The 22,383-nt window shown below is 64.7% G+C and carries 21 protein-coding genes and 1 tRNA gene; 18 read left to right on the top strand and 4 right to left on the bottom strand.

The features are described from left to right. Window positions 1–797: 797 nt before the first annotated feature. Window positions 798–880: transfer RNA gene (locus AC1DRE_RS00450), tRNA-Leu, on the bottom strand. A gap of 165 nt (window positions 881–1,045) precedes the next feature. Between AC1DRE_RS00450 and AC1DRE_RS00445 the strand changes: the two genes are divergently transcribed. Both AC1DRE_RS00445 and AC1DRE_RS00440 read left to right on the top strand, forming a co-directional pair. Then, the gene (locus tag AC1DRE_RS00445) at window positions 1,046–2,350 is read left to right on the top strand and encodes a M20/M25/M40 family metallo-hydrolase (protein WP_476982854.1); all 1,305 of its coding nucleotides are present in this window, start codon (window positions 1,046–1,048) and stop codon (window positions 2,348–2,350) included. 34 nt (window positions 2,351–2,384) lie between these two features. Next, window positions 2,385–3,548 carry an acyl-CoA dehydrogenase family protein gene (locus AC1DRE_RS00440; protein WP_476982853.1) on the top strand — a complete coding sequence of 388 codons (1,164 nt, stop codon included), beginning with the start codon at window positions 2,385–2,387 and terminating at the stop codon, window positions 3,546–3,548. Window positions 3,549–3,625: 77 nt separating this feature from the next. On the opposite strand, the gene AC1DRE_RS00435 is transcribed toward AC1DRE_RS00440, so the two are convergent. Further along, a complete protein-coding gene (locus tag AC1DRE_RS00435) occupies window positions 3,626–3,859 on the bottom strand; it encodes a DUF5703 family protein (RefSeq protein WP_476982852.1) in 234 nt (77 codons plus the stop codon). A gap of 39 nt (window positions 3,860–3,898) precedes the next feature. Here AC1DRE_RS00435 and AC1DRE_RS00430 point away from each other — a divergent pair, with 39 nt between their 5' ends. Further along, the gene (locus AC1DRE_RS00430; RefSeq protein ID WP_028269224.1) at window positions 3,899–4,165 is read left to right on the top strand and encodes a hypothetical protein; all 267 of its coding nucleotides are present in this window, start codon (window positions 3,899–3,901) and stop codon (window positions 4,163–4,165) included. Between the two features lie 48 nt (window positions 4,166–4,213). Here AC1DRE_RS00430 and AC1DRE_RS00425 read toward each other — a convergent pair whose 3' ends face one another. Then, window positions 4,214–5,146 (bottom strand): aldo/keto reductase, encoded by a 933-nt coding sequence (locus AC1DRE_RS00425; RefSeq protein WP_476982851.1) that lies wholly within the window; start codon window positions 5,144–5,146, stop codon window positions 4,214–4,216. Window positions 5,147–5,198: 52 nt separating this feature from the next. On the opposite strand from AC1DRE_RS00425, the gene AC1DRE_RS00420 reads away from it, so the two are divergent. Further along, window positions 5,199–6,032 (top strand): undecaprenyl-diphosphate phosphatase, encoded by an 834-nt coding sequence (locus AC1DRE_RS00420; RefSeq protein WP_476982850.1) that lies wholly within the window; start codon window positions 5,199–5,201, stop codon window positions 6,030–6,032. 15 nt (window positions 6,033–6,047) lie between these two features. Next, window positions 6,048–7,325: a cysteine--1-D-myo-inosityl 2-amino-2-deoxy-alpha-D-glucopyranoside ligase gene (gene mshC / locus AC1DRE_RS00415; protein ID WP_476982849.1), complete on the top strand. Its 1,278-nt coding sequence runs from the start codon at window positions 6,048–6,050 to the stop codon at window positions 7,323–7,325. Window positions 7,326–7,397: 72 nt separating this feature from the next. Here the strand turns inward: mshC and AC1DRE_RS00410 are convergent, their stop codons facing one another. Then, on the bottom strand, window positions 7,398–8,303 hold the full coding sequence (locus AC1DRE_RS00410) for a PAC2 family protein (RefSeq protein ID WP_476982848.1): 906 nt from the start codon (window positions 8,301–8,303) through the stop codon (window positions 7,398–7,400). A 197-nt stretch (window positions 8,304–8,500) separates the two neighbouring features. On the opposite strand from AC1DRE_RS00410, the gene AC1DRE_RS00405 reads away from it, so the two are divergent. The 13 genes from AC1DRE_RS00405 to AC1DRE_RS00345 all read left to right on the top strand — a co-directional run bounded on the left by AC1DRE_RS00405 (window position 8,501) and on the right by AC1DRE_RS00345 (window position 22,356). Next, window positions 8,501–9,250, top strand: coding sequence for an HAD family hydrolase (locus tag AC1DRE_RS00405; protein WP_476982847.1), 750 nt, complete (start codon window positions 8,501–8,503; stop codon window positions 9,248–9,250). Then, entirely contained in the window at window positions 9,243–10,430 is a 1,188-nt protein-coding gene (locus tag AC1DRE_RS00400; protein ID WP_476982846.1) for a site-2 protease family protein, read from the top strand. The genes AC1DRE_RS00405 and AC1DRE_RS00400 overlap by 8 nt, the downstream gene beginning before the upstream one ends. Before the next feature lie 101 nt (window positions 10,431–10,531). Next, window positions 10,532–11,599, top strand: coding sequence for a tRNA (adenine-N1)-methyltransferase (locus AC1DRE_RS00395; protein ID WP_476982845.1), 1,068 nt, complete (start codon window positions 10,532–10,534; stop codon window positions 11,597–11,599). A gap of 82 nt (window positions 11,600–11,681) precedes the next feature. Then, window positions 11,682–13,463, top strand: coding sequence for a proteasome ATPase (arc, locus tag AC1DRE_RS00390; protein ID WP_104174349.1), 1,782 nt, complete (start codon window positions 11,682–11,684; stop codon window positions 13,461–13,463). A 50-nt stretch (window positions 13,464–13,513) separates the two neighbouring features. After that, window positions 13,514–15,133, top strand: coding sequence for a depupylase/deamidase Dop (dop, locus tag AC1DRE_RS00385; protein WP_476983316.1), 1,620 nt, complete (start codon window positions 13,514–13,516; stop codon window positions 15,131–15,133). 83 nt (window positions 15,134–15,216) lie between these two features. Beyond that, complete coding sequence (locus tag AC1DRE_RS00380) at window positions 15,217–15,420, top strand: ubiquitin-like protein Pup (protein ID WP_104174275.1); 204 nt, start codon at window positions 15,217–15,219, stop codon at window positions 15,418–15,420. A gap of 85 nt (window positions 15,421–15,505) precedes the next feature. Further along, window positions 15,506–16,327: a proteasome subunit beta gene (prcB, locus tag AC1DRE_RS00375; protein WP_476982844.1), complete on the top strand. Its 822-nt coding sequence runs from the start codon at window positions 15,506–15,508 to the stop codon at window positions 16,325–16,327. 1 nt (window position 16,328) lies between these two features. Beyond that, window positions 16,329–17,036: a proteasome subunit alpha gene (gene prcA, locus AC1DRE_RS00370; protein WP_476982843.1), complete on the top strand. Its 708-nt coding sequence runs from the start codon at window positions 16,329–16,331 to the stop codon at window positions 17,034–17,036. Window position 17,037: 1 nt separating this feature from the next. Then, on the top strand, window positions 17,038–18,402 hold the full coding sequence (gene pafA, locus AC1DRE_RS00365) for a Pup--protein ligase (RefSeq protein ID WP_364126807.1): 1,365 nt from the start codon (window positions 17,038–17,040) through the stop codon (window positions 18,400–18,402). Window positions 18,403–18,512: 110 nt separating this feature from the next. After that, window positions 18,513–19,442: an FKBP-type peptidyl-prolyl cis-trans isomerase gene (locus tag AC1DRE_RS00360; protein ID WP_476982842.1), complete on the top strand. Its 930-nt coding sequence runs from the start codon at window positions 18,513–18,515 to the stop codon at window positions 19,440–19,442. A gap of 30 nt (window positions 19,443–19,472) precedes the next feature. After that, window positions 19,473–19,868 carry an FKBP-type peptidyl-prolyl cis-trans isomerase gene (locus AC1DRE_RS00355; protein ID WP_104174280.1) on the top strand — a complete coding sequence of 132 codons (396 nt, stop codon included), beginning with the start codon at window positions 19,473–19,475 and terminating at the stop codon, window positions 19,866–19,868. Between the two features lie 123 nt (window positions 19,869–19,991). Further along, entirely contained in the window at window positions 19,992–21,983 is a 1,992-nt protein-coding gene (locus AC1DRE_RS00350; protein ID WP_476982841.1) for a helix-turn-helix transcriptional regulator, read from the top strand. Between the two features lie 10 nt (window positions 21,984–21,993). Further along, a complete protein-coding gene (locus AC1DRE_RS00345; RefSeq protein ID WP_476982840.1) occupies window positions 21,994–22,356 on the top strand; it encodes a hypothetical protein in 363 nt (120 codons plus the stop codon). The last annotated feature ends 27 nt before the right edge of the window (window positions 22,357–22,383 follow it).

Raw genomic sequence — 22,383 nt, 5'->3', positions numbered from 1 at the left:
CGCCCCTGAGGGGAATTTCCACGCCGACCACTACTACCGGAGCACGGGACGACCAGCGGTGGCTGGTGGGCCGAGCAACGCATGGTCAGCGCCTGTCAGGTAGGTAAGTTCGCCGCGTCCCTGCAGACCGAGGATGTCCTGTCCTGACGGCCATTTTCACCGACCGGGCCGAGAAGATCGACAAGATCTCCGAGTCGGGCAACCCGGATGTGCCGCTCGTGCTGGTCGCGACCGAGTACGCCCACTACGGCACCCCGGCGAAGCCCACGGTCAACGTCCTGTTGGTCGACCCGTTCACGAAACGACCCTCCTGGACACGCTCTCCGAGATCGGCATCGTGGAACTCCACGTCAACGAGAGCTAAGACTCACGGCGGTACACAAGGGCCCCGGCAGCTTACGAGCTGCGTGGACTGAGTGGAGGTCACCGGAGCATCGGAGAGGCGTCGTGTCGGCTGCGGAGTCCGATGTTCGTCGTGTCACTACCCTGCGGCATGGCTTGTCGTGTTCGTGCGTTTCTCAACCACGACCGAGCATGGCTAACAGCCGGACATCGTCAGGTGTCCTCCTCGTCGCATCCTGTCATCCAAGCGTGCCAATACGCTTTTGACAGCCAGATCCCATTCATCCCAGCTGCGGTTGTGAGCTAGAGGGGCGCCAACCGAGTTCACAAACACGAATGGGTTGCTTTGAGTTGCGGTGGTGAGCAACGGCTGCAGGCTCACGAAGTCGCTGAAGGTCATGATGGAGACAGAAAAAAACCCCTGGAATCCTTTGGATTCCAGGGGTTTTCCCTTGTGCGCGGAGGGGGACTTGAACCCCCACCCCCTTTCGAGGACTAGCACCTCAAGCTAGCGCGTCTGCCATTCCGCCACCCGCGCAGGTGGTAATTCGGGGATCCGTTCCGCCTTTCAGCGTTTTGGATTTCTCCGAAGCAGCGAGAAAGACTCTAGCACGACTTTTCCGGAAACAAATAATCGGGGGTTGCAGGGGGCTTGTGGGTAGGCTGAAACCAGCAATCAGACCGCCCCCACGAGGAGTGAAACATGACTGAAGTACGCCCCGAGGATGAAGTTGTCAGGATCTGCCAGGAACTGATCCGGATCGACACTTCGAACTACGGTGACGGAACAGGACCGGGGGAACGTGCGGCTGCGGAATACACGGCCGGGCTCATCACCGAAGTGGGCCTCGAGGCCGAGATTTTCGAATCAGCGCCGGGCCGGGCCAACGTCGTCACCCGAATTGCGGGGGAGGACCCTTCTGCCAGCGCCCTGGTGGTGCACGGGCACCTCGACGTTGTGCCCGCCCTCCGGGAGCAGTGGTCAGTCGATCCCTTTGGAGCGGAACTCAAGGACGGCCTGATCTGGGGCCGCGGAGCCGTGGACATGAAGGACATGGACGCCATGATCCTCTCCGTCATGCGGAACTTTGCCCGGACGGGGCGTAAGCCCAAGCGCGACCTGATTTTCGCATTCTTCGCCGACGAAGAGGCGGGTGGCACCTACGGCGCCCGTTACGCCGTCGAAAACCGGCGGGAACTCTTCGACGGAGCCACCGAAGCGATCTCCGAGGTGGGCGGCTTCTCGGCCACCATCGGCGGCCAGCGCACCTATCTCCTGCAGACCGCAGAAAAGGGACTCTCCTGGCTGCGGCTGGTGGCCCATGGCCGCGCAGGCCACGGATCGCAGATCAACACTGACAATGCCGTCACCCGCCTCGCCAGCGCGGTCTCCCGCATCGGCGAATACCAGTGGCCGGTGGAGCTGACACCCACCACCCGGCAGTTCCTGGATGGCGTGACCGAACTCACAGGCGTCGAATTCGATCCGGACGATCCGGACAAGCTCCTCAAGGAGCTGGGAACCGTGGCGCGGTTCGTTGGAGCCACGCTACAGAACACCACCAACCCGACTCTCCTCAAAGGCGGGTACAAGCACAATGTCATCCCCGAATCCGCCGAGGCGCTGGTCGATTGCCGGACGCTGCCGGGCCAGGAGCAGCAGGTCCTGGAAATCGTGAGGGAACTCGCGGGTACCGGCGTCGATGTTTCCTACGTCCACAACGACGTCTCACTCGAGGTCCCTTTTGCTGGAAACCTGGTGGACTCCATGATCGATGCCCTGCATTCCGAAGACCCCGGCGCCAAGGTGCTTCCCTACACGCTGTCCGGCGGCACGGACAACAAGTCCCTCAGCCGGCTCGGCATAACGGGCTACGGCTTCGCCCCGCTCCAGCTGCCGGATGAACTGGATTTCACCGGCATGTTCCACGGCGTGGATGAGCGCGTACCGGCAGATTCCCTCAAATTCGGGGCCAGGGTGCTGGACAGGCTGCTGACCACCTACTGAGCCCCCCGTCGCCGAAGCCCATGAAGGCCAAACCATGACGCCGGACCAGATCCTCACCGAGCCCCTGCTGGAGCGGATCCGCGGCCGTGCGGCCCGCTATGACCAGGAGAACAGCTTCTTCGCTGAGGATCTGGAGGAACTTGCCGCGGCGGGCTACCTCAAGATCTTTGTGCCGGCGTCCGACGGCGGACTGGGGCTGGGCCTTGCAGCGGCAGCCCAGCTGCAAAGGAGACTGGCGACGGCGGCCCCGGCCACCGCGCTGGCGATCAACATGCACCTGGTATGGACCGGCGTCGCGCAGGTCCTGGCCGCGCGCGGTGATTCCTCGCTCGACTTCGTCCTCCGGGAGGCGGCACAGGGGGAAATTTTCGCGTTCGGAAACTCGGAAGCCGGCAACGACTCCGTGCTTTTCGATTCACGGACCGTTGCCACGCCGCACGCTGACGGCAGTTACGGCTTCACGGGACGGAAGATCTTCACGAGCCTGTCACCTGCCTGGACCAGGCTCGGGATCTTCGGCAAGGACAGCTCCGCCCGGCACGGCGAAGGCGAACTGATTCACGGCTTCATCACCAGGGACGCTGCCGGCTATGAAATCCTCAGAGATTGGGACACCCTGGGCATGCGGGCCAGCCAGTCGAACACCACCGTGCTGGACGGCGCCGTCGTGCCCGCTGACCGCATCTTCCGCAAGCTCCCGGTAGGGCCGAACGCCGATCCGCTGATCTTCGCGATCTTTGCCTGCTTCGAGACACTGCTGGCCGCTGTCTACACCGGCATCGGCGAGCGGGCGCTGGCTTTGGGTGTGGAAGCGGCCAAACGGCGTACATCCTTCAAGAATGGGGGGCGCAGCTACGCCCAGGACCCCGACATCCGGTGGAAGGTGGCGGAGGCCGCCATGGCGATGGACGCCCTGTACCCGCAGCTTGCCGAGCTGTCACGTGACGTTGACGGGCTGGTGGACCACGGCGGCCAGTGGTTTCCCAGGCTCGTGGGCCTCAAGGTCCGGGCCACGGAAACGGCGCGGACTGTTGTCGACCTGGCAATCCGGGTATCCGGGGGCTCAAGCTATTTCCGGGGAACCGAACTTGAACGCCTCTACCGTGACGTGCTCGCCGGGATGTTCCACCCTTCCGATGACGAGTCAGCGCACAACACCGTGGCCAACGCCTGGCTGGGCCCGTTGGAGACGCCGTAGCAGCTGCCGGGCAGTGGGAGGCTGTACCTTTTCCCCGGGGCCCCGCTGGACTCCGCTAAACGGTCCGCTGGACTCCGCTAAACCGTCCGCTGGACCTGGATGACTTTGCGGCGGAGCCAGAAGCGCCTGCCACCGCCCACATAGAGCCGGCTGCGCTCCAGCTCCCACTTGCCGTATTCGGAGTGTTCAACAAGGCGCCGGCGCGCCTCCGGCAGCGAATCCTCAGGGCTGACCGTCAGTACCAGGTACTCGTACTGCCTCGCGTAGTCCCGCTCCCGCTGGACTGAACTGCTCAGAAAATGTTCTTTCATTGCTCTCCATTTTCGTCCATTTCCGACTAACGTGAAGTCATGAGCATCGATCCGCGTGTCGCGCTTCAGTCCCTGACCACAGCCCTTGAAGAACACCTGATCGCTGCCTCCGCACGCCGGGGCGAGGGAGACCCAACGGTCGAAGCGGCGTTCTTTGCCGTAGCTGATGCCTTCGAAGTCTATGACGATTCCCTCTATGAGGCCTACGGGGAGGTTACTCCGCTGGAGGTCATCGACGACGTGGATGACGACGACGATGAACAGGACGCCGAAGACGACGAAGACCTGGAAATCGTCCAGGACTGAGGAACCGTCCAGCACTGACCCGGGTCCCGGCGCCGCCCCGACCGCCTGCTACACCGCAGAGACGTCTTCCAGTGCCCGCGCGATTTCCGCCGGCACCGGCGCCAGCTGCGAATCCAAGATCTCCTTGAGCTGCACGGGGGACCTGGCGCCAACAATCGCGGTGGCCACACCGTGCTGGGACAGCAGCCAGCTCAGGGCCACATCGATCGACGACCGGCCGAGTCCGCGAGCGGCCATCGCCACAGCCTCCACGATCCGGGATGCAGGCTGCTCCAGGTAGGGCTCCACGTAGCTGGCCAGCCTCTTCTGCGCCGCCCTCGAATCCGCCGGAATGTGCCCGCGGTACTTCCCGGTCAGCACACCGCGGCCCAACGGGGCCCAGGCAAACAGGCCAAGCCCGGCGTCTTCGACAGCCGGGATGACTTCGGCTTCCGGCCTGCGCTGCAGCAGCGAGTACTCCGACTGGCTTGCGACCAGGGGGAAGCCCGCTATCGCCGCGGCCTTGGCGGTCTGCCAGCCTGTGAAGTTCGACACGCCCGCATACCGGGCGCGGCCTGTGCGCACTGCAAACTCAAGGGCGGACAGCGTCTCCTCCAGTGGGACGTTGGCATCCCATGCCTGCGCAAACCAGATATCGACATAGTCCGTGCCGAGCCGGGCAAGGCTGGCGTCCAGGCCGGACAACATGCCGTTCCGTGAGGTATCGACGCTGCGCCGGCCGTCCGACGTCGAGATCCCCGCTTTCGTGGAAATCACCACTTCGGAGCGGGAGACGACGTCACCCAGCATGGCTCCCAGGAGGGCCTCCGCCTGGCCGTCAGCATAGGAGGCGGCGGTATCGATCAGGGTTCCGCCTGCGTCGACGAACGTGCGCAGCAGCTCCGACGCGTCCTGCTCATCGGTCTCCCGTGCCCACGACATGGTGCCCAGGGAGAGTGAGGACACGCGCAACCCACTGTTGCCGACATAACGCTGCTGCATAGCTGTTAGCTTACGGGGATTCACCCTGCTTCATGACGTAGGGTCTATAAACGTGAACTGGTTTGAAGCGGCCCTGCTGGGTCTTGTACAAGGGCTGACTGAATTCCTCCCGATTTCCTCAAGCGCGCACCTGCGCATCGTCGGTTCGTTCCTGCCTAATGCGGCGGACCCTGGGGCGGCGTTTACCGCCATCACCCAGCTCGGAACCGAGACGGCAGTCATCGTCTACTTCTGGCGGGACATCGTGCGCATCATCAAGGCATGGTCCGGGTCAATGACGCGTCGTGTGCCGTCGAACGACCCCGACGCCCGCATGGGCTGGCTGGTGATCCTGGGCAGCCTTCCCATCATCGTCCTCGGCCTGATCTTCCAGGACCAGATCGAGTCCGTGCTGCGCAGCCTGTGGATCGTGGCCACCATGCTGATCGTCTTCGGCCTGATCCTTGCCGTGGCGGACACGGTGGGCCGCCAGGAACGGGAACTTACCAACCTCACCTACAAACACGGCATCCTGTACGGCCTGGCGCAGGCCATGGCTCTCATTCCCGGCGTGTCGCGGTCCGGGGGAACCATCACAGCCGGCCTGCTGATGGGCTACACCCGGGAAGCCGCAGCCCGGTATTCCTTCCTGCTGGCCATTCCTGCAGTATTCGGCAGCGGGCTCTACCAGCTGTACAAAGTGGTCTCCAAGGACGGCATCACCGGTCCGTACGGCCTGCCGGAAACGGCCCTGGCCACGGTGATCGCCTTCGTGGTGGGCTACGTCATCATCGGATGGTTCCTGAAGTTCGTCTCCACGCGCAGCTACCGGCTCTTCGTCTGGTATCGCATTTTCCTCGGCATGGCGTTGTATTTGCTGCTCGGTTTCAATGTCATCAGCGCCTAGCACTAGGCTTGGCCTGTGAAATCCTGGATCTCCCGCCCTGTTCCTCAGCTCCCGGGCCGCATGCCCGCCGTTCGAATTTACGACACCGTCGAGCGTGCCTACAGCACCCTTGAGGCCGCGGGTGAACAATCACTGTACGTCTGCGGAATCACCCCATACGACGCCACCCACATGGGCCACGCCGCGAGCTATGTAGCGTTCGACCTTTTGAACCGCGCGTGGCGTGACGGCGGCCAGCGCGTTGCCTACGTGCAGAACGTGACCGACATCGATGACCCCCTCCTCGAGCGGGCCACCGCCACCGGCGTGGACTGGCGCGAGCTCGCGGCAAGCCAAATCGAGCTCTTCCAAACCGACATGGCAGCACTCAATGTCCTGGCGCCCGACCACTACGTCGGTGCGGTCGAATCCATCCCGGAAATTGTTCCCGCAATCGAGCGGCTCCTGCAGTTCGGCCTGGCCTACCGTGTGGCCGGAACTGCCGGTGAGCCCGACGGCGACGTCTACTACGACGTCGAAGCCGCCAGCAAGCAATCAACCGACGCCGGGGCGTGGACCCTGGGCTCGGTGTCCGGGCTTTCCGAAACCGAAATGCTGGAACTCTTTGCGGAGCGCGGCGGCGACCCGGGCCGCAGCGGCAAGCGCCAGGCGCTGGACCCGCTTCTTTGGCGTGTCGCCCGCGACGGTGAACCCAGCTGGCCCGGCGGGGAACTGGGGGATGGCCGGCCCGGCTGGCACATTGAGTGCACGGTGATCGCGCAGAAGTACCTGCCGGCACCGTTTACCGTCCAGGGCGGCGGTTCCGACCTGGTTTTCCCGCATCATGAGATGGGTGCCGGCCACGCGTATTCCCTGTCCGGCGTTCCGTTGGCCCGGCACTTTGCCCACGCCGGGATGGTGGGGCTCGACGGCGAAAAAATGAGCAAGTCCAAGGGAAACCTGGTGCTTGTGTCCAAACTGCGGGCCGACGGCGAGGAACCTGCAGCCATCCGCCTGGCCATCCTCGCCCACCATTACCGCAGTGACTGGTCCTGGACGGAGGCTGGCTTCGCCGAGGCCAAAGCCAGGCTCGAAGACTGGCGCAGCGCGCTTGCCATGGCCCCGGAAGGCTCGGCAGCCGCCCTCGTCGCCGAAATGCGGACTGAACTGGCGAACGACCTCAATGCCCCCGGCGCCCTCGCAGCCGTGGACCGCTGGGCCGCCGAGGCACGGAAGCAGGCGGTTGCCGCGTCGGCCATGGACGAGGCACTGGTCAGTGACGCCGTGAACTCCCTGCTCGGCGTCGAACTCTAGCCTTTTTCGGAAAAAGCTCCGGGGTCCGGCGATCTTCGCGGGACCCCGGAGCTTTTTTGGACGGCCTGGGCCTTACTGCTTATCCTTGCCGCGGCGCTTGAGGTAGCGCTCGAACTCGCGGGCAATGGACTCGCCGCTTGCTTCGGGAAGATCAGCGGTGTCCTTCGCTTCCTCCAGCTGCCGGACATAGGCGGCAATCTCAGGGTCCTCGGTGGCGAGCTCATCCACCCCCCGCTCCCAGGCATCCGCTTCTTCCGCCAGTTCGTGCGTGTCCAGCGGGACCTGGAGCAGCTCCTCAATCCTGTGCAGGAGGGCGAGCTGGGCCTTCGGCGAGGGCGCCTGTGCCACGTAGTGGGGGACGGCCGCCCAGAGGGACACAGTGGGCAGGCCTGCCAGCAGCGCCACTTCAGACAGCACGCCGACGATTCCCACCGGCCCCTCGTACTGTGACGCCTCCAGGTTCATCCGTTCCCGCAGGGCGCTGTCGTCCGTCGATGTGCTCACCGGAATGGGCCGGCTGTGCGGCACGTCAGCCAGCAGCGCACCCACGAGGATGACGTAGTCAACGTGCAGGGCCTCGGCGTGTACCAGCAGCTCAGCGGTGTAGGCGCGCCACTTATAGGACGGCTCCGTGCCCTGGACGAAGATCACATCGACGTTCGCCTCCGGGGCACTGGCCTTGTAGATGCGCGTGGACGGCCATTTGATCTTGCGTTCCCCGGACGACGTCCGGCGGATGGTGGGCCTGGTGAATTGGAAGTCGTAGTATTCGTCGGCGTCAATCGAGGCCACTTTCTTGCCGCCCCAAAGTTTGTTCAGGTACCGGAGGGCATCGCTCGCTGCTTCGCCGGCATCATTCCAGCCTTCAAAAGCGGCAAGCATCACTGTGATGCGCTGGCCTTCGGGCACGGGCTGCAGCAGCCGCTCCGGCTCGGGCGTGGCACCCGGTTCGCTGGTGTCTCCCTCGAAGCTATTCATTTCTTCACCCTACGTCCAAGACCCCGCCGGTTGCATGAAATGAAGCGCCACTAATCTTGGCCGAGCCGCAGCGATTCCGCTTCCGCGCTGCTTCCCCACTGCGCCGACGCCGCGACAACTCCCCAGCATCCTGCAGGATATTCGCCAAGGGCGTACTGCAGGCCTGCGCCCGATTGCTGCACCGTAGACTTGGATCCATGCGATCCTCAGCCTCCCAGCCACTTCTCAAAGCCGCTTTATGGGACATGGATGGCACCATCGTCGATACCGAACCGTACTGGATCGAAGCCGAGCATGCCCTCGTTGCTGCCCACGGCGGCCAGTGGTCCCACGCCCAGGCCATGCAGCTGGTGGGGCAGTCCCTGGTGTTCTCGGCCGCCATCCTCCAGCAGGCCGGCGTGAAGCTGGAGTCACGGGAAATCATCGACACACTCACGGCCCAGGTCATCAGCAAGGTCCGCACCTCCGTTCCGTGGCGGCCCGGTGCGCGCGAATTGCTGGACCAACTCCATGAGGCAGGCATCCGGTGCGCCCTGGTGACGATGTCCGAGGCGCCGCTGGCGCGCGAAATCGTGGCGAGCCTGCCGAAGCCCTACTTCGAGTTCCTGGTCACCGGGGACACCGTCATCAACGGCAAGCCCCACCCCGAGGCGTACCTCAAGGCGGTCGCCCTGCTGCGGCAGGAGGACCCACACCTCAGCATCCACGAATGCGTTGCCCTTGAGGACTCTGCGCCGGGCGTCGCTGCCGCCATGGCGTCCGGAGTGGTCACAGTGGCCATCCCGCACATCGTCCCGCTGCCCCACGATCCGGCTCGGGCCACGTGGCATTCCCTCGATGGACGCACTGTGGCGGACCTGCACGAACTGGTGGTCCGGCGCAACGAATCCCCGGCGGGGGACTTCGGGCTGGAAGAAGCAGCGGTTCGGAGCCACAGCCTTGACTGAGCCAGCAAGCGGCGGGGACCAGAAGGCCGCCAACGGCCGCCGGGAAGGCATCTCGCTGGGCCGCATCGCCGGCATCAGGGTTGTCCTGGCGTATTCGTGGTTCATCATCGCAGCGTTCACAGTGATTGTGTACGGACCCGTGCTCGAGGGCCAGTACCCGGACATGGGCGTTGCCGCCTACTACGTGGCCTTCGCGTACGCGTTGCTGCTGCTCATTTCGGTGCTGGTTCACGAGCTCGCCCACGCCCTGACGGCCAAGATTTTCCACTGGCCGACGGAGAAGATCGTTTTGAACCTGTGGGGCGGGCACACCCAGTTCGAGGGGTTCACCGCCACGCCGGGCCGCTCCGTCCTGGTTGCCCTGGCCGGGCCGGCAGCCAATTTCCTCCTGGCCGGTGCGGGCTGGTTGCTCATCATGGCATCGGACCCTTCCGGCGTGGCAGGAATCCTGTCCAATATCTTTGTCTGGGCGAACCTGCTGATCGGTATTTTCAACGTTCTTCCGGGCCTTCCCCTCGACGGCGGGCGGCTCGTGGAATCCGCCGTCTGGAAAGCCACCGGCAGCCAGGAAAAGGGCACGGTGGCAGCAGGCTGGGCCGGCCGGATCATCGTCATCGCCTTGGCCGCCTGGTTCGTCCTGCTTCCGCTGTTGCGGGGTGACCGCCCGGACGTTTCGCTCATGCTCATTACGGTGCTGGTGGGCAGCTTCCTGTGGATGGGGGCTTCCGCCTCCATCCAGCACGGGCGCCTCCGCAGCCGGCTGCACCTCGTCAACGCCGCGGCACTGGCTGAGCCCGCCGTCGGGATACCGGAATCCTCCACGGTGGCTGATGTCCGCCGGCTTGCTACGGACGGTACAACGGCCATCGTTCTGTGCGGAGCGGACGGCCGGCCCGCTGGAATCGTGGACGAGGCCGCCGTCGCTTCCGTTCCGGCCGGGGCCGCGGCAACAACGCCGGCCACTGCGGTTTCGCACGCCCTAAGCGCCGGAGCCTACGTGCCGGAATGGTCCCAGGGCCAGGAGCTGGTGCAGTACCTGGCCCAGCTTGAGGGCCGTGAGTACGCAGTGGTGGATCACCAGGGAAGAGTGACCGGGCTGCTCCGGCAGTCGGCCGTGGTGACGGCCATTACAGGCAAAGAAATGCGCCGCAGCGGGCGCGCGAAGGTCCGGAACCGGTAGAGTTACCTGCCGGTCGTGAAATATCGGCGCCCGGGCCGGCGACTGGTGCCCGGCCGTCCTGATGCACGGCCACACAGGTTTACAAAAGCGAGGAATATTCCATGAGCAGCGAAACTGCCGCCAACAACATCACGCTTGGCGACACCGCAGACGTCGCCGGCACCACCGGCGCACTGCCGGTCGGCGCCGCCCGCCGTCGAGGTCCGTTCCGGGAGGGCGAGCGGGTACAGCTGACTGACGAGCGCGGCCGGATGAACACGATCACCCTGGAGGTCGGCGGAGCGTTCCATACCCACCGCGGTTTCCTGAACCATGACGAAATCATCGGCAAGGTGGACGGGTCCGTGGTGACCAACAACGTGGGCCAGCAGTACCAGACGCTCCGTCCGCTGCTCTCCGACTTCGTCCTGTCCATGCCCCGCGGCGCGGCTGTGGTTTACCCCAAGGACGCCGGCCAGATCGTCACCATGGCGGACATCTTCCCCGGCGCCCGTGTGGTGGAGGCCGGCGTCGGTTCGGGTGCATTGTCGATCTCGCTGCTGCGTGCGGTCGGAGACAACGGCTACCTGCACTCCTTTGAACGGCGCGAGGAATTCGCGGACATAGCCCGCGGCAACGTGGAAACCATTTTCGGCGGTCCGCACCCTGCGTGGAAGATTTCCCTCGGCGACTTCCAGGAGGAAGTGGTCCGCAGCGAGGCTCCCGGTTCCGTGGACCGCGTGGTCCTGGACATGCTGGCACCGTGGGAATGCCTCGACGCCGTAGCCACCGTGCTTGCCCCCGGCGGCGTGTGGATCAACTACGTGGCCACCGTGACCCAGCTGTCCCGGACGGCGGAGGCCATCCGGGCCGACGGCCGCTTTACCGAGCCCGATGCCTGGGAATCCATGGTCCGTGGCTGGCACCTGGAAGGACTCGCCGTGCGCCCGGACCACCGCATGGTGGCCCACACGGGCTTCCTGCTGGTCACGCGCAGGCTCGCGGACGGGGTCACCGGCATCTCCGTGAAGCGCCGTCCCTCCAAGACTGACTTCAACGAAGAGGACGTCAACGCCTGGACGCCCGGCGCCGTGGGCGAACGAGCGGTGTCCGACAAGAAACTCCGCCGCGCCGCACGCGATGCCATCGCCGGAACCAACGTGAAGGATGACCCGGAGGTTACGAACTAGTCCGTATTTCGGATGTCTCCAGCAGTACCCGGCTTCTTGGGGCTAAGGTCTTAATAGAAGCGCAGGAAGGGGCTGATGCATGATGGAGACTCCGAACAACGACTCCTCACGGACACCGGACGAAACCACGGGGGCAGTGGAACCTGAGAACGCCCGCTATGTGGCCAACGAACTCTCAGTTGCGGACCGGCAGGTGAACATCCTCCGGGACAAACTGCGGCACATCGACCGCCAGCTTGCGGCCGCGACGCAGAACAACTCAAAGCTGGTAGGCATGCTGGAAACCGCGAAAGCGGAAATCCTGCGGCTCAAGAATGCCCTGGACCAGGAAGGCCAGCCACCCTACAGCTTTGGCACCATTCTGCAGCTGAACCCCAAACGGCAGCCCACCGCCGGTAACAGCGGGCAGGCGGCCACGGAGGAATCCGTGGACATCTTCAACGCCGGCCGGAAGATGCGAGTCGGGGTGAGCCCGCTGGTGAACATGAACCAGCTCGCCGTCGGCCAGGAAGTCCTTCTTAACGAAGCACTCCTGGTGGTGGCCGGCCTCGGCTATGAACGCGCCGGCGAACTGGTCACGCTCAAGGAAATGCTGGGCACGGACCGCGCCCTCGTGGTGGGACGCGCGGATGAGGAACGCGTCATCCGCCTTTCCGGGGCCCTGATGTCGGAAAAGCTTCGCGTGGGCGACGCCCTCTCCATCGACTCCCGCACGGGCTACGCCCTGGAGAAGGTTCCTCGCTCCGAAGTGGAGAACCTTGTGCTTGAAGAGGTTCCGGACATCACGTACGAGGACATCGGCGGTCTGGGGCCGCAGATTGAACAAATCCGGGATGCCGTGGAGTTGCCGTTCCTGCACCCTGACCTTTATCGCGAACACGGCCTCAAGGCTCCCAAGGGCATCCTCCTCTACGGCCCTCCGGGATGCGGCAAGACACTGATCGCCAAGGCTGTAGCGAATTCCCTGGCCGCCAGGGCTGCCGAGCGCACCGGGAACGTTGACCTGAAGAGCTACTTCCTCAACATCAAGGGCCCGGAACTCCTGGACAAGTACGTCGGCGAAACGGAACGGCACATCCGCCTGATCTTCTCCCGTGCACGGGAGAAGGCCTCGGACGGCAGCCCCGTGGTGGTGTTCTTCGACGAGATGGATTCGCTGTTCCGCACCCGCGGCACCGGCATCTCCTCCGACGTCGAAACGACGATCGTGCCCCAGCTCCTCAGCGAGATCGACGGCGTCGAACGCCTGGACAACGTCATTGTCATCGGTGCGTCGAACCGCGAGGACATGATTGACCCGGCCATCCTTCGCCCGGGCCGGCTGGACGTCAAGGTCAAGATCCAGCGGCCGGACGCAGAGGCCGCCGCCGATATTTTCTACAAGTACGTCACCACGGACCTGCCGTTCCACGAATCCGACCTCGCGGAGCATGGCGGCGACGTCCAGGCGACCGTCGATGCCATGATCCAGCGCACCGTCGAAGCAATGTACTCCACCGAAAAGTCCAACGAATACCTTGAGGTGACCTACGCCAACGGGGACACCGAGATGCTGTACTTCAAGGACTTCAACTCCGGCGCTGTCGTCCAGAACGTGGTGGACCGTGCCAAGAAGTACGCCATCAAGGACCTGCTGACCACGCAGCAGAAGGGTCTTCGCATAGACCATCTGCTGCGCGCCGTCGTCGACGAGTTCCGCGAACACGAGGATATGCCCAACACCACCAACCCGGATGACTGGGCCCGTATCTCAGGCAAGAAGGGTGAGCGCATCACCTACATCCGCACCATCGTCCAGGGCAAGGCAGGACAGGAACCCGGGAAATCCATCGAGACAATGCCCAACACGGGCCAGTACCTGTGACGCCGCGAAGCGGAGCGGTACCAGGAGGTCCGCTGCCGGTCGGCGGCGTGATGCGGGTGATGGGATCGGAGACCGAATACGGCATCCACGCGCCGTCGGCTCCGGGCGCCAACGCGACCATGATGTCCGCCCGGGTCATCCAGGCGTACGCCCAGCTGACGCGGCAGCGTGCCGCCGGAGGCGCGGAAACGCGCTGGGACTACACGGATGAAGAACCGCTGCACGATGCCCGGGGCTGGACCCTGGAACGGAACCAGGCGGACCCCAGCCAGCTGACCGACCAGCCGCCGGTGCTTGACGCCGAAGCCGTGGCACTGGCCTACGGACGGGAAGAGCTGGAGCAGGACGGCGAGGACGAATCAGGTTCACTCCTCATGAACATGGTCCTCGGTAACGGCGCACGCCTTTACGTGGACCATGCGCATCCGGAGTACTCAAGCCCGGAAGTCACCAATCCGCGCGACGCCGTCGCCTGGGACGCCGCGGGGGACGTCGTGGCGCTTTCGGCGGTCCGCCGCATGGCCGCGGATCCGCAGCTGCCGCCAGTGAACCTCTACAAGAACAACACGGACAACAAATCCGTGTCGTACGGCTCGCACGAGAACTACCTGATGCCTCGTGCGGTGCCCTTCGGCGACATCGTCCGGGGCCTGACCCCGTTTTTCATCACCCGCCAGATCATGTGCGGCGCCGGGCGGGTGGGCCTTGGGCAGGACAGCTCCCGGCCGGGTTACCAGATCAGCCAGCGCGCGGATTTCTTCGAGGCGGAGGTGGGCTTGGAAACGACCATCCGGCGGCCGATCATCAACACCCGCGACGAACCCCACGCAACGGCGGACAAATACCGCCGGCTGCACGTGATCATCGGTGACGCGAACCTCAGCCAGGCCGCCAACTACCTCAAATTCGGGACAACGGCCGCCGTCCTCAGCCTGATTGAGGCGGGCCTGGCTCCCCGAGTGGAGGTCCACGAGCCCGTGGCGGCCCTGCAGACCGTCAGCCACGACACCTCGCTGACCGCCACGCTCCGGCTCCTCGACGGGCGCCGGGTCACGGCCCTGGACCTGCAGTGGATTTACCACGAGGCCGCGGCCAAGCTGGCACAGGACACCGGGGTGGGCGACGCCGTGGACGGTGACGGACACACGCACGCTCTCCTGGACCGCTGGGCGGCGACGCTGACGGACTTGGATAGCAACCGGACGGCCGCTGCATCCTCCGTGGAGTGGCTGGCCAAGCACTCGCTGCTGGAAGGCTACCGGCAGCGGGATGGACTGGAGTGGAACGACGCCCGGCTGGGCCTCGTGGACCTCCAGTGGGCGGACGTGCGGCCGGAAAAGGGGCTGTACCACCGGATGCTTGCCCGCGGCCGGATGGACAGGATCGTCGACGACGAAACAATCGCCCGGGCGATGACGGAACCGCCGTCGGACACGCGCGCCTTTTTCCGCGGCCACTGCGTCAGCAGATTCAGCAAGGATGTGGTGGGCGCCAGCTGGGACTCGGTCATCTTCGACGTCCCCGGCCACGGAAGGCTGCAGCGGGTGCCTACCCGGGAGCCACTGAGGGGAACCGAAGCCCTCACGGGAGGCCTGTTTGCCAGGCACAAAGACGCCGGATCCTTCCTGGCCGAACTGCTCGGACAAACTCCGCCTCCGCCACCGGCATAAAGCACCCCACCGCGGCTTAAGCCGTGGCAATATGGGCTTACAGGATGTCCCCTCTCATCGGGGACGGATAGAAGGAGAAGGAAATGGCAGGCCAGGAGCAACAGCAGCCGCAGTCGCGGGAAAGCGAAATCGAAGACGACGCCCCCGCAACGCCACCAGCAGCCGGGGACGCCCAGGCATCGGCAGCCACCCAGGGCGTGGACGACCTCCTGGACGAAATCGACGGCGTCCTCGAATCCAACGCCGAAGAATTCGTCCGGGCCTTCGTTCAAAAAGGCGGCCAGTAGGATTCACGCTGCCAGCGCCTGATTGGAGGACGGCAGCCCGGACGGTCGAAGAGACGTTGACCCACCACGTTGAAGGAGTGCATCAGTGCAGGACACAACAGCCAACCAGGTAGCTGCCAACGCGACGTCATCGTTCACTGAACACCTTCAACGCAACAGGCCCGGCTTACTTCCATACAATCAGCCATTCCCGCCTGCCGGCCCCGGCTCGCAGCCGCTGCAGGTGCCGCATGCCACCACCATCGTCTCGCTGACTTATGGCGGGGGAGTGCTGATGGCCGGCGACCGCCGCGCCACGATGGGGAACATCATCGCGAGCAGGCACATTGAAAAGGTCTTTCCGGCCGACCGCTATTCGGTTTTGGGAATTGCGGGCACCGCGGGCATCGCCATCGACCTCACGCGGCTGTTCCAGGTGGAGCTGGAACACTACGAAAAGATCGAGGGAACGCTGCTGAGCCTCGAAGGCAAGGCCAACCGGCTCGGAGCAATGATCCGCGGTAACCTGCCCATGGCCATGCAGGGCCTTGCCGTTGTGCCCCTCTTCGCCGGGTTTGACCTCCCTGCCGGCATCGGCCGCCTGTTCTCGTACGATGTCACCGGCGGCCGGTACGAGGAGCAGGAACACCACGCAGTGGGTTCGGGTTCCATGTTTGCGCGCGGTGCCCTCAAGAAGCTCTGGCGGCCGGGACTTAGCGAAGAGGAGGCGGTGGCCGTCGCTGTTGAAGCCCTCTATGACGCAGCGGATGACGACTCGGCAACCGGCGGACCGGACCCGGTCCGGCAGTTGTGGCCTGTTGTCTACACTGTGGGCCGCAGCGGGGCCAGACGCATCCCCGACCACGATCTCGCTGCCGTGGCCGCAACCATCATCGAGGCCAGAACCGCAGCACGGCGGGAGGCCTGACATGACTCAACAGTTTTATGTGTCGCCCGAACAGCTGATGAAGGACCGTGCGGATTTCGCACGGAAGGGAATTGCCCGGGGCCGGTCTGTCGTGGTGATCAGCTGCGAGGAGGGAATCGCCCTCGTCGCGGAGAATCCGTCGCCGTCATTGCACAAGATCGGCGAGATCTACGACAAGATCGCCTTCGCCGCGGTCGGCAAGTACAACGAATTCGAAAGCCTCCGGCAGGCGGGCGTGCGGTACGCGGACGTCCGCGGGTACTCCTACGACCGGGAAGACGTCACGGCCAGGGGACTGGCCAGCGTCTACGCGCAAAGCCTCGGTGCCGTATTTACGGCCGAGCAGAAGCCGTTCGAAGTGGAACTCGCAGTGGTGGAAGTTGGCGGCAGCCCGGCCGACGACCACCTTTACCGGCTGACGTTCGACGGTTCGATCGCTGACGAAAAGGGCTTCATTGTGATGGGCGGTCAGGCAGACAAAGTGGCCGAGACCGTGGACGGCGGGTGGCAGCGGGAACTGAACTTCGCCGGTGCAATCAGGCTCGCCATGAAGGGACTGGTCACGGACAAGGAAGCGGGCGAGTTGCCCGCGTCAGCCCTTGAGGTGGCAGTACTGGACCGCAATTCGGAGGGCACCCGGGGATCCCGGCGGGCTTTCCGACGCCTCGGCGACGACGAAATCGCCGCCCTGCTGTCTGAGGAGAACTGAAATGGACAAGCGCATTTTCGGCATCGAAACCGAGTTCGGCATCTCTTACTCGAGCCCGGACTCGCGTCCGCTCGCCCCGGAGGAGGTGGCACGCTACCTCTTCCGCAAAGTGGTCAGCTGGGGACGCTCGTCGAATGTGTTCCTGACCAACGGATCCCGGCTGTACCTCGACGTGGGCTCGCACCCCGAGTATGCGACCGCCGAATGCGATGACCTGGGACAGCTGATCGCCCATGACCGCGCAGGGGAGCTGATCCTGGACGACCTCGTTGACGAGGCGCAGGAACGCCTCGCCGCCGAGGGGTTCAACGGCACGGTATACCTTTTCAAGAACAACACGGACTCCGCGGGCAATTCCTACGGCAGCCACGAAAACTACCTCATTCCCCGTCGCGGCGAATTCTCCAGGCTGGCGGAAATCCTGATTCCGTTCCTGGTGACCCGGCAGCTCATCGCCGGTGCCGGGAAAATCCTGAAGACCCCGCACGGGGCCACGTTCGCATTCTCCCAGCGCGCGGACCACATCTGGGAAGGCGTTTCCTCCGCCACCACCAGGTCCCGGCCCATCATCAACACCCGGGACGAACCGCACGCCGACGCCGAGTTTTACCGCCGCCTCCACGTGATCGTGGGTGACTCCAACATGTCTGAAACCACGGCCCTGATGAAGGTGGGCACCGTGGACCTGATCCTCCGGATGATCGAGGCCGGCGTGATCATGCGGGACATGCGGATGGAGAACCCCATCCGCAGCATCCGGGAGGTCTCCCACGACCTCAGCGGCAGGGCGCTCATCCGTCTGGCCAACGGCCGGCAGCTGACGGCGCTGGAGATCCAGCGCGAGTACCTGAACAAGGTCACCTCGTTTGTGGCCGAACACGGCGCGCACAATCAGCATGTGCCCGTCATCCTGGACCTGTGGGAGCGGACGCTTTCCGCCATTGAGAGCGGAGACACCAGCACGATCGACACTGAGATCGACTGGGCCATCAAGAAGAAACTGATGGACAGCTACCGGAACCGGCACGGACTCGGGTTGGATGCGCCGCGGATTGCCCAGCTCGACCTGACCTACCACGACATCTCGCGGACCCGCGGCCTCTACTACCTGCTGCAAGCCAGGGGAGCGGTGCGCCGCGTGGTGGACGACACCGCAGTCAAGGACGCCGTAGATGCGCCACCGCAGACAACCCGGGCAAAACTCCGCGGGGATTTCGTCCGCCGCGCGCAGGAACTGGGCCGTGACTACACGGTGGACTGGGTGCACCTGAAGCTGAACGACCGCGCCCACCAGACGATCCTGTGCAAGGATCCGTTCCGGAACGTGGACGAGCGCGTCGATGCGCTCCTGGACTCTATGGGCTGATACCCAGCTTCAGGGGCTATTCTGGATGGGGCCGTTTACGCGGCCACAGACTGTGTTGCCGTGCTTCATCGGCGGCAACGCATCCATCTTGCCCCGACGAAAGTTCTTACGTGCGCCGACTACTAGCAATTCTCATTCCCGGACTGCTGCTGATCACCGCCTGCGGCGGCTCGCCTGCAGCCCCGGAGCCCACCAGCCAGTCTGCTGGCGAGACCGCCAAGCTCGACTCTCTGAAGCTTACGGACAACGGTGACAAGAAGGCACCCGGAGTCGAATTCGATAAGCCCCTTGATGTGAAGGAACCTACCGTCAAGGTGGTTAACGAGGGCGACGGAGAGCGCCTTAAGGCGAACCAAGTCGCCGACATCTCGATCCTCGCCGTCAGCGGCAAGGACGGCACCACGCTCGAGGACACCTTCGCGAAGGACCCCGAGCCCCTTGAGCTGAACGATGCACTCAAGACCGGCAACGCCGTGATCTACAACGCCTTCGTGGGCGCCAAAATCGGCTCGGAGCTTGCGCTTGCGGTCCCGGGCCAGGCCGCCAAGGAAGGCGCCGAGGCCGGCCCCACGCAGCTCTTGGTAGTTAAGGTCCTGGCCGCCAAGGATGCCCCGAAGGTCCTCGACAAGCCCGAAGGCGAAACGGTCACGCCGCCCGCCGGACTGCCGACCGTCAAGGAAAACGACAAGGGAATCCCGGAAATCTCCGTCGAAGGTGTCAAGGCACCGACAGCCCTCGTCTCGCAGGACCTGATCAAGGGCACCGGCCCGGCCGTCAAGGAAACCGACACGCTGACCGTCAACTACGTCGGCGTCACCCTCAACGGTGGCACCAAGTTTGACTCCAGCTTCGACCGCGGCGAAAAGGCCAGCTTCCCGCTCACCGGTGTCATCAAGGGCTGGACGCAGGGCCTTGCCGGCAAGAACGTGGGCTCGCGTGTCCTCCTGGTCGTCCCGAAGGACCTTGCCTACGGTGATGCCGGCCAGGGCGAGGCCAAGGGCGATCTGGTGTTCGTCGTCGATATCCTCGGCGTCAAGTAAGCCATCCCAATCCAAGAAAAAGGAGCAAACATGTCATTTGGACAGCGCAATTTCGACCGCCAGAAGCCGGAAATTGACTTCCCGGAGGGGGACGTCCCCACCGATCTGGTCATCACCGACCTCATCGAGGGCGACGGCGCCGAGGCCAAGCCGGGCGACACCGTTTCCACCCACTACGTCGGAGTCGCCTGGTCCACGGGCGAGGAGTTCGACGCCTCATGGGGCCGTGGAGCCCCCCTGGACTTCCGGGTCGGCGTGGGCCAGGTCATCCAGGGCTGGGACCAGGGCCTGTTGGGCATGAAGGTCGGCGGCCGCCGCCGTCTCGAAATCCCTTCGGAACTCGCCTACGGATCCCGCGGTGCCGGCGGAGCGATCGGCCCCAACGAAGCGCTGATCTTCGTTGTGGACCTCGTCGGAGTCCGCTAAGCGGAGGAATGCCCGGCACCCGCCGGGCAAGCCATAGGGAGCGCGGTAACAATCGGAAGGAAATTTCCGTTTGTTGCCGCGCTTTCGGCATTAAGCCGCAGCGGCTTTAGTAACGTAGCCAAGGTGTCCGCCTCACGTACAGAACGCCTCCTGAACCTGCTCATCGCGCTGCTCAACACCCGCTACGGGCTGCGGCGCAGTGATCTGCGCGAAAAGGTCTACCACGACACGAGCAGCACCGAAGCTGCCTTCGGACGCATGTTCGAGCGGGACAAGAGCGACCTCCGCCAGTTCGGCTTTGACGTCGAGACGGTCATGGACCACGGCTGGAGTTCCGACGACCCGGCCACGACGCGCTACCGGATCGGCAAAGAGTCCAACCGGCTCCCGGATGTAAGCCTCACTTCCGCCGAATGCACCGTCCTCATCCTGGCGGCACAGTTGTGGGAGCGGGCCGCCTTGGGATCGGCGGCGCAGGACGCCATGCGCAAGCTGCAGGCAGCCGGCGGGCTCGCTGCGGCTGAACTGCCGCACGGCGTGCAGCCGCGGATCAAACCGGCCGGGCAGGCCTTTGAGGACCTGATCACGGGGATGCACGCCCAGCATCCCGTCAGCTTCACATACCTTGCCGGCACTACCGGCCGCGAAGAGAACCGTACTGTTGAACCGTGGGGCCTGGGCAGCCGATTTGGCCAGTGGTACCTGGTGGGTTTTGACCGGGACCGGGCCGCGAAGCGCTTCTTCCGACTGTCCCGCTTCACGTCGGCCGTGACCGTCCTCGACAAGGACAGCTACACGCCCCCGGCCGGCTTCAACGTCCGCAGCGAACTGGATTCGCTTCCTGAGTTGCCAGTGCAGTCAGCCTTCGTGGACGTGGCCGCAGGCAAGCTGCTGGGACTTCGCAAGCGCGCCACCGAAACCCCCACACCCGAAGCGCATGGCAGCATGCCCGACGGCGGATGGGACCGCCTCAGCGTCCCGTACCGCGACGCTGAGGTACTGGGTGAAGAGCTGGCCTCCTACGGCCCGAACGTGGTGGTTTCTGCGCCGACGGAGCTGGCAGCCGCTGTCCGCAGAAGGCTGAAGGCCGCCGCGGATTTTTCCGCCTCCCCGGCTCCCGCCGTCGTCTTTCCGGACACCGTGCCGTCGAAGCGTCCGCGCAAGCGAACGTCCGAGGACCAGCTCAAGAGGATGCTCCAGCTCGTCCCGTTCCTGGTCCACAACCAGGGCCTGCATATCAGCGAGGTCGCCTCCAGCTTCGGCGTGACGCGGAAAGAGCTGGAGGACGACCTGCGGATCCTGATATGTTCCGGCCTGCCCGAGGGCTACCCGGATGATCTCCTGGACATCCAGTGGGAAGACGACCACGTCTTCATCACCCAGGACCTGGACCTCAATCGTCCCGTCCGTTTCACAGTGGACGAGGCGTGCGCCCTGCTGACAGGGCTGGAGACCCTCAACGGGCTCCCTGAGCTCGCCGAGGGGAGCGCGCTGGAGTCCGTAACGGTGAAGCTGATGGCCGCCGCGGGGGAGGAAGGCCTGAAGGCCGGCTCCATCGCCGGCCCCCAGGTCGGCCCGGCGAACTCGGCGCATCTGGCGACGATACGGCAGGCCATTGCCGACGGCCGCCAGCTGCACCTCACCTACTTTTCAGCGCAGCGCGACTCCATGTCCGAGCGGGACGTTGACCCCTTGCGGCTCTACTCCCTGGACAACACCTGGTACTTCGAGGCGTACTGCCACAGCGCCGGCGGCCTCCGGAACTTCCGGCTGGACCGCATCGAGGGGCTGGCGCCGAACGGACGGGCGGTGACGGAGGCGGCGAGACCCGCCGAGGGTTTCCCCGTCAAGCTGTTCACCCCGAACGACGACGACACTCTGGTAACGGTGCAACTGGCACCCCAGGGCGCCGGCCTCGCGGATGACTATTACGCCGAACGGACCGCACCGCTACCGGGCGGCGGGCTCATTGCCGAGATCAGGTTCGGCAGCACCAGCTGGCTGCCCATGTTTGTTGCCCAGCATGGCGGCGCCGTCCGTATCCTGGAGCCGGCGGAGCTGGCCGACGCCGCGCAGGAATGGATCGTCGCAGCACTGTCCCGTTACGGCGGTTAGACTTCTCAGCATGCCTTGGTGGTCCTGGATCCTGATTTGGATAGCGCTCGTAGCCGTTTCCCTGCTCTTTTATGTGCTGTTGGGGATCAGGCTTTTCCGCCAGTTCATGGCCACGATGAAGGACCTGGGCGCTGCCGGCGAGCGGTTCGGGGCACCCCTCGCCGATATCACCGACCCGGCCCCGCAGCCGGGGACGGCCCCGGAAGGGCGGCGGGCAGTGCCAGGTTCTGCAGTTTTTGCCTCGCCGATGCAGATGAGACATGATTACCTCACGTCCAAATCCTCCCGCAGGGAAGAGCGCCGCCGGCGGCGCGTTCAGCGCAAAGCGGACCGTGGCCAGCCACAGGCGCTGCGCGACATCGAATTCAGTTAGACGTAGGATGTATTTCGAGGAAAGGAC

It is taken from the genome of Arthrobacter sp. P4_H3, assembly GCF_056400885.1.
This window is presented reverse-complemented; position numbering and strand designations above follow the sequence as displayed.